This window comes from Desulfallas thermosapovorans DSM 6562, from assembly GCF_008124625.1.
Taxonomy (GTDB): Bacteria; Bacillota; Desulfotomaculia; order Desulfotomaculales; family Desulfallaceae; genus Sporotomaculum; species Sporotomaculum thermosapovorans.
This window is the reverse complement of record NZ_VNHM01000001.1, coordinates 211,996-224,581: the sequence shown is the minus strand read 5'-3', so window position 1 is coordinate 224,581 and position 12,586 is coordinate 211,996. Positions and strand designations below refer to the sequence as shown.

Annotated in this window: 15 protein-coding genes; all 15 read left to right on the top strand. The window is 47.4% G+C overall.

The annotated features are described in order from the left end of the window. The first annotated feature begins 102 nt into the window (after positions 1-102). The 15 genes from yajC (at position 103) to LX24_RS15090 (ending at position 12,390) form a co-directional block, all read left to right on the top strand. Positions 103-396: a preprotein translocase subunit YajC gene (gene yajC, locus LX24_RS01105; protein ID WP_166510290.1), complete on the top strand. Its 294-nt coding sequence runs from the start codon at positions 103-105 to the stop codon at positions 394-396. A gap of 67 nt (positions 397-463) precedes the next feature. Then, positions 464-1,123 (top strand): HD domain-containing protein, encoded by a 660-nt coding sequence (locus tag LX24_RS01100; RefSeq protein ID WP_166510289.1) that lies wholly within the window; start codon positions 464-466, stop codon positions 1,121-1,123. Between the two features lie 23 nt (positions 1,124-1,146). Further along, complete coding sequence (gene secD / locus LX24_RS01095) at positions 1,147-2,388, top strand: protein translocase subunit SecD (RefSeq protein WP_166510288.1); 1,242 nt, start codon at positions 1,147-1,149, stop codon at positions 2,386-2,388. A gap of 13 nt (positions 2,389-2,401) precedes the next feature. Beyond that, positions 2,402-3,292, top strand: a complete 891-nt coding sequence (gene secF / locus LX24_RS01090; RefSeq protein WP_166510287.1) for a protein translocase subunit SecF — start codon at positions 2,402-2,404, stop codon at positions 3,290-3,292. A 216-nt stretch (positions 3,293-3,508) separates the two neighbouring features. Next, on the top strand, positions 3,509-3,874 hold the full coding sequence (locus LX24_RS01085; protein WP_243131558.1) for a DUF5665 domain-containing protein: 366 nt from the start codon (positions 3,509-3,511) through the stop codon (positions 3,872-3,874). Between the two features lie 13 nt (positions 3,875-3,887). Then, the gene (locus tag LX24_RS01080) at positions 3,888-4,589 is read left to right on the top strand and encodes a TraR/DksA C4-type zinc finger protein (RefSeq protein ID WP_166510286.1); all 702 of its coding nucleotides are present in this window, start codon (positions 3,888-3,890) and stop codon (positions 4,587-4,589) included. Positions 4,590-4,784: 195 nt separating this feature from the next. Beyond that, the gene (locus tag LX24_RS01075; protein ID WP_243131557.1) at positions 4,785-5,777 is read left to right on the top strand and encodes a cation diffusion facilitator family transporter; all 993 of its coding nucleotides are present in this window, start codon (positions 4,785-4,787) and stop codon (positions 5,775-5,777) included. Positions 5,778-5,877: 100 nt separating this feature from the next. Continuing rightward, entirely contained in the window at positions 5,878-6,606 is a 729-nt protein-coding gene (gene sigI / locus LX24_RS01070) for an RNA polymerase sigma-I factor (RefSeq protein ID WP_166510285.1), read from the top strand. 3 nt (positions 6,607-6,609) lie between these two features. Further along, positions 6,610-7,884, top strand: coding sequence for an anti-sigma factor domain-containing protein (locus LX24_RS01065; RefSeq protein WP_166510284.1), 1,275 nt, complete (start codon positions 6,610-6,612; stop codon positions 7,882-7,884). A 228-nt stretch (positions 7,885-8,112) separates the two neighbouring features. Then, the gene (locus LX24_RS01060) at positions 8,113-8,748 is read left to right on the top strand and encodes a DUF4198 domain-containing protein (RefSeq protein ID WP_166510283.1); all 636 of its coding nucleotides are present in this window, start codon (positions 8,113-8,115) and stop codon (positions 8,746-8,748) included. A gap of 7 nt (positions 8,749-8,755) precedes the next feature. Continuing rightward, entirely contained in the window at positions 8,756-8,971 is a 216-nt protein-coding gene (locus LX24_RS01055) for a glutaredoxin (RefSeq protein WP_166510282.1), read from the top strand. A 110-nt stretch (positions 8,972-9,081) separates the two neighbouring features. Next, positions 9,082-10,032 carry an MBL fold metallo-hydrolase gene (locus tag LX24_RS01050; protein ID WP_166510281.1) on the top strand — a complete coding sequence of 317 codons (951 nt, stop codon included), beginning with the start codon at positions 9,082-9,084 and terminating at the stop codon, positions 10,030-10,032. Positions 10,033-10,069: 37 nt separating this feature from the next. Then, positions 10,070-11,485 (top strand): MurT ligase domain-containing protein, encoded by a 1,416-nt coding sequence (locus LX24_RS01045; RefSeq protein ID WP_166510280.1) that lies wholly within the window; start codon positions 10,070-10,072, stop codon positions 11,483-11,485. Continuing rightward, positions 11,457-12,179: a type 1 glutamine amidotransferase gene (locus LX24_RS01040; RefSeq protein ID WP_166510279.1), complete on the top strand. Its 723-nt coding sequence runs from the start codon at positions 11,457-11,459 to the stop codon at positions 12,177-12,179. The genes LX24_RS01045 and LX24_RS01040 overlap by 29 nt, the downstream gene beginning before the upstream one ends. Before the next feature lie 88 nt (positions 12,180-12,267). After that, positions 12,268-12,390, top strand: coding sequence for a hypothetical protein (locus LX24_RS15090; RefSeq protein WP_279233162.1), 123 nt, complete (start codon positions 12,268-12,270; stop codon positions 12,388-12,390). The last annotated feature ends 196 nt before the right edge of the window (positions 12,391-12,586 follow it).

Here is a 12,586-nt window from a genome sequence, read left to right as displayed (position 1 = left end):
GTTTTACATTAAATTACAACATGAAATTAAAAAAAGGGAAATGAATAATAATAAAGAATTAGTATATGTTTTGATTTATATGGGGAAAGGGGGGGTAACAAAGTGAATGAAACCACCATCGGTATTTTATATATTGTCGGTTTATTTGCATTGCTATGGTTTTTAATGATCAGGCCCCAACAGCAGCGCCAAAAAAAGCATATGCAAATGGTGGCCAATATCAAAGTAAATGATCGTATTGTCACAGTGGGTGGCATTTATGGAACTGTGATCAAGGTTAAAGAAGACACCTTCATTATAAAAATAGCCGAAAACGTGCGCATTGAAATATTGAGAAACGCTGTGGCACAAGTCCTTTCAAGCAGCAGTGAAAGTGTTGATCTGAAGAAAGATTAAAATTGGGAGTAGACCCGGTCTACTCTTTTTATTGATTATTTTTGGCGGCATAGGGAGGCATTTGTATTTGGTTACCATCGATGATGTTAAAAATAATCCCGTGTTGGACAGTTTTATCCGCAAAGGTAACGAATTTTTGGGAGCCATGGGTTATACGGAACACAGCTACCGGCACATCAACCTGGTATCAAGCATAGCCAAAAATATACTGGACAAGCTGGGTTATGGTAAGCGGGAGGCTGAACTGGCGGCCATTGCCGGTTATTTGCATGACATAGGTAATGTGGTCAGCCGTAACGATCATGGTATATCGGGTGCTACCATTTGCGCGCCCATATTGCTGCAAATGGGCATGGATCCCGATGAAGTGGCCACCGTTATATCGGCCATTGCCAACCACGAGGAGCAGTACGGCCAGCCCGTTAATACCGTGGCGGCGGCGTTGATACTGGCGGATAAGTCGGACGTGCACCGCTCCCGGGTGCGCAACCGGGAATTCGCTACCTTTGACATTCATGACCGGGTTAACTATGCCGTGGAAAATTCCCTGGTTTGGGTGGACGAGAAGAAACGAACTATTACTATGGAGTTGACCATTAATATTGAAATAACACCTGTAATGGAGTATTTTGAAATTTTTCTGACCAGAATGATATTGTGCAGAAGGGCGGCGTTATTTTTAAACTGTGTTTTTGAGTTGGTGGTCAACGGAGCCAAGTTACTGTAATTGAACGAAAGGGGAGAGGTAAAATGAGATGGAGTAAGCTATTGACCATGGCCGCCATTATACTGGTCATTGCAGCCCTGGGCATAACAGCGGCGGTGCCGCTGCCGGTCTTCAAAGATATAGCGTGGCTGCCCTGGGGTAAAGAAATTATCCTTGGCCTGGATTTGCAGGGCGGTGTGCATGTGGTGCTGGAGGCCAGGGATACGCCTGAAAACAAAGTAAACGATGAAACCATGAAAAGAGCCCAGGCCGTGCTGGAAAGAAGGATTAATGAAACCGGGGTGGCCGAACCCGTTGTCCAGCGCCAGGGCGAGCGGCGAATTATTGTAGAGTTGGCGGGTATAGATGATCCCGAGCAGGCCGTTATTGATTTGATCCAGCCTGCTTACCTGGAGTTTAAAAATGAGCTGGGCCAGACCATTATAACGGGCGCCGACTTAAAGGACGCTATGGAGGCCCGGGACCCCAACACCGGACAGGTGGAGGTGGATCTTACCTTTACACCGGAAGGCACCAAAAAGTTTGCCCAGGCCACCACAGCTAATGTGGGCAAACCCATCGGTATTTACCTGGACGGCCAGTTATTGCAAAACCCGGTGGTGCAGGAACCCATCACCAACGGCCAGGCCAGAATCACGGGTTATGAAAACCTGGATGAGGCCCATACCATTGCCATACTGTTGCGTTCCGGCGCGTTGCCCGTGCAGCTTGAGGTAATGGAAAAACGAACCGTGGGGCCGCAATTGGGCCAGGATTCCCTGGACAGGTCCATTAATGCCGGCATTGTCGGCCTGGTGGCCATATTGGTGTTTATGGTGGTTTATTACCGTATCCCCGGGCTGATTGCCGATTTGGCGTTGGCTTTTTACGCGCTGATTGTACTGGCCATTTTTATCGGCATCCATGCCACCATGACGTTGCCCGGTATCGCCGGTTTTCTGCTGTCCCTGGGCATTGCCGTGGACGCCAACGTAATTATATTCGAGCGGGTCAAAGAGGAATTGCGTACCGGTAAGAGTATTCGTTCCGCCATTGACGCCGGTTTTAAACGGGGGTTTGTGGCCGTGTTCGACGCCAACGTCACCACGCTGATTGGTGCTGCTGTGCTGTATTTTTTCGGTACCAGTGTAATTCGCGGGTTTGCCGTGACGCTCAGCATAGGTATTCTGGTCAGCATGTTTACAGCCATCACCTTGACCAGGTGGTTTCTGCACCTGACCGCGGCCACCAATGCGGTTAAAGATCCGCGCTATTATGGCGCTTAAGGGGGCGGAGCACATGTTTAACTTTATGAAAAACAGAAAAATTTGGTATATCATTTCACTGCTGGTTATATTGCCGGGCCTGTTTTCCATGGTAACCAGGGGTTTTAACCTGGGTATAGACTTCACCGGCGGCAATCTTGTGGAGGTTCGGCTGGATCGGGACGTCAAGATTGAACAGGTGCGCACAGTGGTGGAAGAGTTGGGGTATGCGGCCGCCCGTAACATCCAAAAAAGCGGCACCAGCGATTATATGATCAGAACACGGGAGCTCACCGAGGAAGAAAGCGCAACATTAATTTCCACCCTGGAGCAAAAGGTGGGCGAGGTCAACCTGTTGCGCAATGAACGGGTGGGGCCGGTGATCGGCAGGGAATTAACCATGAATGCCATTTGGGCTTTGCTGATTGCAGCGGCGCTTATGATTGTATATATGACTTTCCGCTTTGAGTTTAAGCAGGGCGTGGCGGCGGTTACCGGGCTGCTCCATGATGTACTGGTTGTCATGGGTATATTCTCCATATTGCAAATTGAAATTGACAGCGCCTTTGTGGCGGCGGTATTAACCATCGTCGGTTATTCCATTAATAACACCATCGTTATATTTGACCGGGTCAGGGAAAATCTGCGGACGCGCAAAAAGGGAGAGGCTCTGGAGGATTTGGTTAATGTCAGCTTATGGCAAACCATGGCCCGTTCCATCAATACCGTGCTGGCGGTGTTATTCGTGTTGTTGGCTTTGTATTTACTGGGCGGCACCACCATTAAGAATTTTGTTTTAGCCCTGATCATCGGTGTAACCAGCGGCTTCTATTCGTCCATGCTTACCGCCAGCCCGCTGTGGGTTGATTTAAAACTGATGGAAAAAAAGGATAATAAACACCGCGAAGCTTATTCAGCCAAGTAAGCACTCCATGGTTATCGGCAATTTATGCTATTTGGATAATGAGGTAAATTGAATATTAAATGAGAAAACGCCTGGAACGGTTATAAATTTTTCCAAGGCGTTTTTTTATTTCTATTGCTGGTGTGTGTTGGCGGTATGAGTGTTTGTCAAGCGCTACCATTAATTTTTTTGTTTTGGCCGGGGCAAATTAAAACAAGATTTGGAGGGTCGCTGTCTATGGATAAACAAAGAATTAAATCACGTAAATATTTTTTGGGTCCGGGGGAAACCGGTCACTGGGAAACAAGCCGGCAGAATAAGGTTTTGCTGGCTCTGGAAAACAAGGTCAGGGAACTGGCTATAAACATGGAAAAGATGAAGCTGGCCGAGTATGTGGACCTGCTGGGAAAACCCTATAAACTTATGTACATTAATTTCATCAGCGGCATTGCCCGGGGCCTGGGTATTGCCATCGGATTTGCTATTCTGGGGGCGATAATAGTTTTAATTTTGCAAAGGTTGGTGTCTTTAAACCTGCCCGTCATTGGTGATTTCATTGCCGATTTGGTTAGAATAGTGCAACTGCAGCTAGGCAGAAAATAACAGGGGGTACACGATGGAACAGGGATTATTAAATGATTTCAAGCGACAATTGGAACAGGAAAAAAACAATTTAATGCAAACCATAAACCATATTGATGACGGGGGGCTTGGCGTTTCATTATCCGACTCGGTGGAAGAGTTGTCCACCTATGATCAACACCCGGCTGACGTGGGCACCGAAGTTTTTGAGCGCAGTAAAGACTTTGCTCTGCGCGAGGATGCCATGATTAAAGTACAGGCCATTGATCACGCCAGGCAAAGAATGGAAAATGGCACCTATGGTATTTGTGAAGTATGTGGAAAAGAAATACCGCTGGAACGCCTGCGGGCGGTTCCCTATACTACCCAGTGCGTTCATTGCCGGTCCCGGATGGAGGAACCTGCATATAGGAAAAATATTCGTCCGGTGGAAGAGGATGTGTTGGAGCCGCCCTTTGCCCGTACTTTTAACGATACCACGGATGTAAATGAGTACGACGGCGAGGATGCCTGGCAAGATGTGGCCAGGTGGCAGGAGCATTCTCCGCTTTCCGGAGCCGGTGCTTACTATGGTAGCGGTGAGCCGAGCGGGGAGCCAATTGATGATACGGACCTGATCGATCACATACCCTATGTGGTGGGCAGTGACGGTAATTTCTATGAAAGTACCCGGGATATGGATGATGAAAGCGCCCCCGTGGAAACAATTGATGTCGGCCTGGACTATAAAGAATAATTTCAACTTTTTCCCATGATCATTGAATTGAAGCTTTGCATATGATATATTAAGATAACCATAAAGTCAGGCTGTGAAGATTTTTACAGACCGGGCCTTAAGGCAGCGGATATACCCGCGGGACTTCATCTTGGCTCTTAAGATGAGGGGCCCCGGGTATTATTTTTTGCGGGTGCATAAAGCGGGGGTGCCGGGATGTCCATAGAGGGGAAGGATAATATGTATACAAAAGAGAAATTAAAGGTAGCTCGCCTTTCCATTATATCCAATTCCATATTGACAGCCGGCAAATTAGGCGTTGGATTTTCCATGCATTCCATCAGTATTATTTCCGAGGCTATCCATTCGGGTTTAGATTTAGTTGCAGCTTTAATTGCATTCGTATCAGTGCGGGAATCCAATAAACCGGCTGACGACCGGCACAGGTACGGGCATGGTAAATTTGAAAACCTGGCGGCCATAATTGAAGCGATTTTGATATTGCTGGCTGCGGGCCTGATTATTAAAGAAGCCATACCCAAATTATATGAAGTCACTGAAGTTAAATCGCTGGGGTTGGGGGCAATGGTGATGGTTCTATCAGCTGCTGTGAACTTATTTGTTTCTACAAAGCTGATGAAAGTGGCCAAAAAGACTGACTCCCCGGCTCTGGCCGCTGACGCCTGGCACTTGCGCACTGATGTTCTAACGTCCCTTGGCGTTCTGGCTGGCATTGTGATTATTAAATTTACCGGTTGGTATATAGTAGACCCCCTTATTGCCATAGGCGTAGCGCTATTAATCATAAAAGCTGCTTATGACTTGTTGAAGGAATCACTGGGTAATATGCTGGACGTTCGACTGCCAGACGGTGAAGAACAGGCGATTAAGGAAATTCTACATTCTTATGCTGATCGATTTGTTGATTACCGAAATTTACGTACCCGCAAAGCCGGGCCACAGCGCTACATGGATTTTAATTTAATTGTGCCCCGGGGGAAAAAAATCAGCACTACCCATGCTTTGTGTGACAATATTGAACGGGATTTGCGTCGGCGCTTGCCTGAGGTGGAGGTAATCATTCATGTTGAGCCTTGTGAGCCCGAGGCGGGGGACTGTGCTGTTTGCAAGGCCAGCACAAAATTTAAAAGGGGAGATAACCACTGTACCTGTGTAGTATGTGAAAATTGTCGGAATAAGCATGATTGACCCGGGTTACCCCGTAAAAAACTGTGGTGATTTCCGTATAGTAAAGAAAGATTTACTATGGGAAGGAGCGATGGAGTAGCACCAGAGGGAGTGTGGCAGTGTGCTATTTGGGGATGAAGTGGAAGTATGTCTGCAAAAAATCAGGGAAGGTGACGAATCATCCAGGGAAAAGTTGATTGCGGAAGCAAAGCCCTTTATCGCCGGGGTGGTGGGTCGCCTGTGCGGTCGCAGTTTGAGCTGGGACCATGATGACGAGCTGAGCATCGGCCTGATAGCTTTTAATGAAGCCATAGAGCGATTTAAAGAAAAAATGGGAGTACCTTTTACCGCCTTTGCCCGCATGGTGATCAGGAGTCGGGTGACCGACTATTTGCGCAAAGAATCAAGATGGAACCGGGTGGATCTGCATATGTCCAATACTCCCCTCGAAGGTGCCGCCAACCAGGCGGAAAATGATGCTTCCTGGGAGCAGTATATTGAACAAACTGCCCAAAGAGAAAGGATAGAGGAAATTAACAATTATAATGAAAAAATAAGCAATCTGGGTATCACATTTAAAGATCTTGTAAAATCCTCGCCCAAGCACCGGGACACCAGGCAAACATTAATTCGGGCGGCTTACTATATTGTTGAGCATGGCTCCTTATATGAAACTTTGCGGGCCAGCAAAAGGTTGCCCCTGCGGGAATTGGAGATGGGTACAGGGATAAGCCGCAAGGTACTGGAACGGGGGCGTAAATATATAATAGGAATAGCCACATTATTATATTACCGTGAAGAGTTTATTTATTTGAATTCATATGTTAGGTTACCGCAAGGGGAGTGTTGATTGATGGGACCGAACCGGGGATTGGTGATGGAAGTTAAAAAAAGAAGCTGTATTGTGTTAACCGGTGACGGTCAGTTTCTCGAGGTGTCCAAGCCTCGTAAAGGTGCTGAGGTGGGGCAGGAAATATCAATATCCCGACCGGTTTTTTACCGGTTTAAGGCTTCCTATTGGGCGGTGGCTTCTTTTTTAGTGGTGGCGTTGGCCTGGTTGGCCTTTAATTCCATGCTACCTCGAGCAGTGGCTTATGTGGCCTTGGATATTAACCCCAGCGTGGAACTGGGGATTAACGGTGATAATATAATTGTTTCCGCCCGGGGCGTGGATGATGATGGCAAAGAACTGTTACAACGGGTAAATGTTATGCATGACCCGCTGGCCGATGGAGTGCAGAAGATCATAGCCGGCTGTATTGAATATCAATACTTGAACCCGGAAAAAGAAAATCTTGTGCTGGCCACGGTCACTAAAACCAAAGGGAAAGCAGCAAATAAAAATAGTGATAAAGTCAAGGACGTTAAAGAGCAAAAAGACACAAAAGATGTCCATGATTACATATATAATTCCATCAGCAACTCCATAAACAAGTCCGGTATTAAGGCCGAAATAATCATGGCTGATACTGATTTGGACACTATGAAAAAAGCCCGTGAGCACGGCGTTAGCCCTGGTCGTTACCTGTTACAGCAGGAAGCGCAAAAAAAAGGTGTGCAAATAACCAACCAGGAATTGAAGGAAGGAAACATTCGTGTACTGGAAGCGAATAAAAACATTCGGGTTGGCGATTTGATCACAAAACAATCCCGGGCCGGCTCTGCTTTTGGATCCGGTGATATGGATGAAGCTGGCAAGAGAGATAAAATTAATAAGCCCGGTCAGTCTGGAGATAAACCCGGTAAGCCCGGTAAGTCCGGTGATAAGACCGATAAGCATGATAAGCGTGATAACCCCGGTCAAACAATCAAAAAAAATCTGCAAGGTAAAAATAATCAATACGATGGATATAATAATTTAAACCGGCCAGTATCTTGGTCCCCCGGGAAGGACGATGCAGTTAAGAATAATCGAGGGAAAATTAATGATAATAAAAGTAATCAAGATAAGGCCCGCGGAAAGAATTCCAGCCCGCGGGATATTACTGGTTATTCCGGAAAAACAAATTCTACCAAACGGAATGATTACCAAACTAAAAAAGATCATGCTAGACAAAAAAAGGTTGAACGGGATGAATGGAATAAAACGGACCGGGAAGATAATGATAAAAAGAACAAAGGGAATTAATTCTGCCATAGAATCAACAGGTTGATTTTTTCACCAGTATTAAGTATAATTTTCCAAAGGCCCATCAAGGTTCGGATTTTGCCAATAAGGCTTTGTTTATATACTGTTATATACTGTGCGTACGGTATATCTAAATACCCAACTATGCCATGAAGGTATCCGGTCTTTGAAAAGACGGTATTCATGGTTTTTTTTCTAACAAGATAAATAAGGAAGGTGGTAAAACAGATGACAGAAAAACCAGCGGTTCGGCAGGCCCTTTGGCTGGAACCAACCCACCTGCATTTCCATCACGGAGATAATATTGAGGTTAAAATATTACGGGGCCGGGCTATGAAAAGGGATGGTGCCGGTGACTCCGCCCTTTGGAAAGGATATGTGATGGATCCCGGTGGTGCCGAGATACCGGCCCAAATAACCCCTGCCCGGGATGGCTCACCGCCTGTACTTGTTTTTAACTGCGACCACGAAGGTATTTATACTGTACAGGTGGAAAGTGAAGAAGTCGCTAACGCCAAGCTTTGGGCGCGGGTGCTGGTGCCTGTGGGGCATCACGTGCACGGGCACGGAGCGGTCCTTAACCGTGGCCTGGAAATCATTCCCGAGAATTACACTGAGTTTCACCCAGGCGATACCATTAACTTGACTGTGCTGGATGACGGGGTTCCGCTGGCCGGTGCCAGGTTGCAGGCAACTTATCATTTTTATGAGGGGACCGGATTTGCACATAATTTAACTGCTGATGAGCAAGGAAAAGTGCAGTTTGTGTTTGATGCCATGGGTCACTGGTTGTTCCAGGTGGACAAGGCTACGGGTGACCATTATGGTATTGCAACGCTGGTGATACCCGGGGTTAGGAGGTAATTGGCAAATGGGTGATGTGGTAATTTACACCAAGACAGGTTGTCCCTATTGCCAAAAAGCAATGGAGGACTACAGGGCCAGGGGGATAAAATTCAAAGAGATAAATACCAGTTTGGATGCCGGGGCGAAACAAATGGTTAAAGAGAAGTATGGCGCCGGTAAGGTGCCGGTGATTGTGGAAGATGGCAAATTGGTCAGTACCGGGTATAACGGTGGCGGGTGAGGGATTTAACCGTCCCGGTGTTGCCGGGCTTAAATGCCACGCCGTATGGCGTGGTTTATTGTTTTGCATTGGAACGAGTGATATACTTTAAAATTGGAGGTGCGAAAATATTGCTGCCTGTATATCAACTGGTTATTCCCACGCCTTATCCAGTGGGGCCGGTAAATGCGTATTTAATTAAAAATGATCCGGTAACTATAATTGATCCCGGCCCCGATACGCCGCAGGCCGGTAAGTTTTTACGCGAGATGCTGGCATCTTTGGACTGCCGGATTGAGGATATTAAAAGAATTGTGATTACCCATGCCCATCCCGATCATTGCGGCTTGATGGCACAAATTGCCGGTGCCGCCGACGCGGATGTTTTAATTCATCATTTGGAGGAAGACAAGTTAATTTTAAAACCGGATTATTATAAGGAATGGCTACCCTTTGTAGTGGAAACCGGTGTTCCGGCCGACGTACTGCGGGAAGTAGAGGATATAAAGGACAAGCTGCCTCATCCCTCGGTCCGGGGTTTGCGTACCAGGCAAATGAGCGGGGGGGAAAGTATAACCTTTGACAGGGGCGAGCTCAAAATTATGCATTTCCCCGGACATAGCCCCGGGCATCTGTGCTTGTATGATCCAGACCAAAAGTTTTTTTTCTCGGGGGACTTTTTGCTACCTCATATTACGCCCAACCCGCTGATGGAGCCGGACCGGGAAAAACCGGGCAGGCGTTTGCCGTCATTGAGGCAATACTTATCCGGGCTGGATGAGCTGGAAAAGCTGAATGTAACTATGGTGTTTCCCGGCCACGGCGGTACCTTTAATGATTACAACAGTGTCATTAACGTGGGACGCAGGCACCACCAGTCTCAATTTACGCGCATTAAAGATAAGCTGCAGGCGGGGGAACTAAATGCTTTTCAAATAAGCAGGGCCATGTATCCGGATCTGAAGGGGTGGGATATATTCCTGGGACTGTCGGAAGTGGTGGCTCACCTGGATTTACTGGTGGAAAAGGGCCAGATCAACTGTTCTCCGAAACAGGGGGTAAATTACTACAGTAATGTGTAGTTAACACAAATACAAATATTTATTTATGAGGTAAAGTATGATTGTACGGTTAATTTTGGCTTTGGCGGCGGCTAAACTGGCTATGTACTTGAGCCGGCTGACAGGACGGGGGCGCGGTTCGTCCCTCCCCGGCATGCTGGCATTGCGTATTTATCCCGGTTTATTGAAGCATTACCGGGGCCAGCCCCGCAGGGGTGTAATTATGACCACCGGTACCAACGGAAAAACCACCACCAGTAATATGCTGGCCGATATCCTGGAACACGCCGGACTGCGGGTAGTATCCAATCGTGAAGGGGCTAACTTAATAACCGGAGTGGCAGCTGCATTTATTAAGTCCGGTACTCTGACGGCCCGTTTGAATTGCGATTATGCCGTTCTGGAAGTTGACGAGGCTTCTTTCCCGGTGGTGACGCGGTGGATTAAGCCTGACCGGGTGATTGTTACTAATTTCTTTCGGGACCAGTTGGATCGCTATGGGGAACTGGATACTACTATTTGCAAAGTACAAGACGCCTTAAAGAAACTACCCGGGGGTACTGTATTGGTTTTAAATGCGGACGATCCACTGGTGGCCCGCCTGGCCCGGGAGACGGGTAAATCTGCTTTGTTCTACGGGGTGCGCCCCGATGCCGTATTGGCCGGTGCGGCAGCTTACAGCCGGGAGGCCAAATTCTGTCCATTTTGCGGTGACACGCTTGTTTATAGCGTTTATTTATACAGCCAGTTAGGCGACTTTAGGTGCCCGCAATGCGGATTTGCCCGGCCGCTGCCAGACATGGAAGCGATAAACGTCAACATCGATACAACCGGAACCAGGGCCATCGTCCGTGGTAACGGGTCAAACAAGGGCATATGGCCGGTATCCCTACCGGTTCAAGGTATCTACAATATCTATAACGGGCTGGGTGCCTTTACCACGGCTTTGTCACTGGGGGTGGCACCGGAAAAAGCTCTCGACAGCTTGGCAAAATATACTCCGGCCACAGGTCGTATGGAGTTATTTTATTATGACCAAAAGCCGGTCACCTTGACCCTGGTTAAAAACCCCACCGGGTTCAACCAGGCTCTAACAGGTTTGTTATCCCAGAGGGTAAGGCAGGATGTTATGATCGCCATTAACGATAATGATGCCGACGGCCGGGATATATCCTGGCTCTGGGATGTTGATTTTGAAGTGCTGGTAAAGCATTTGGAGCAGTTTAACCGGTTTATTTGTTCCGGCCAGCGGGCTGAGGAGATGGCTTTGCGTTTGAAATACGCCGGTGTGCCGCCTGCGCTGATGACAGTGGAAAAAGATTACCGGCGGGCCGTGGATATGGCTTTGCACGAAGAAGGTGCGGCGGTGGGCATGCTGGTCACTTATACAGCACTGTGGCCGGTGGAGAAAATTTTGGGTCAAAGGGCCGAAAGGGTGAGTAGCCATGCTGACCGTGTGCCATCTGTATCCTGATTTGCTTAATTTATACGGCGACCGCGGCAATGTTCTGGCTTTTGTTCGCCGCTGCGCCTGGCGGGGAATACCGGTACAGGTGAAGGAGGTTAACCTGGGTGAACCGTTGAACTTTGCCGATTACGACTTTTTATTCATCGGTGGTGGCTCGGACCGGGAGCAGGCATTAATGGCTGCAGACCTGAAAACCCGTGTCGGTGCTTTGCGCGAGGCTGTGGACAACGGTTTGGTGGTGCTGGCCATTTGCGGTGGCTACCAGTTATTGGGACGTTATTATCGTACACCCGAAGGCCGGGAAATTTCCGGGTTGGGTATGCTAGACTTTTATACTGAGGCCGGTGATAACAGACTGATCGGTAATGTAGTACTGGAGGCTGAACTGGCGGGCAAGAAAACCAAACTGGTGGGTTTTGAAAACCACGGCGGTAAAACTTATTTAAACGGCCTTAGACCTTTGGGTAGGGTTTTATATGGCCAGGGCAATAACGGGCGGGACGGTTTGGAAGGAGCCCGTTACAAAAACGTTTTCTGTTCTTATTTGCACGGCCCCCTGTTGCCCAAAAACCCGATGTTGACTGACCATTTAATTTCTCTGGCCCTGGAAAGGAAAGGAAAAGATTTTACACTGGCCAAGTTAGATGACAGTATAGAAAACATGGCCAATGAGGCAATGGTAAAAAGATTATTAGGTTAGGAATAAAAGGTTGCCGGCAGGCTTGCGTTTTGTTAAAATAATGTTAATAAGAATTTTGTATACAATATGCGGCCCTGGAGGTGAGGGCATGACCTACTTGGCGACCTGGACAGAAGGAAAGGAAGTATTTTACCGGTTTGTTAACGAACAAGAACTGCAGGAGTTATGGGAACCGGAAAAAAACTTTATCGTGGTTAAGCTTGCCAATTGAAAGCTTGTATATTGTTTATTTGGAAGAACCCGGTACAGGTTTGGAATACTTGTAAAACAAACCTACCGGTTTTTTTATGGGGAGGAAAGAGGTATTGTGCAATGCCTTTTTCCTCCCCTGTTTTTTTACATTCTTTTTGTACTAGCAATTTGAAAGTTGCTGCCAAAAAAAATATAAACATCCGAATAACAGTAAA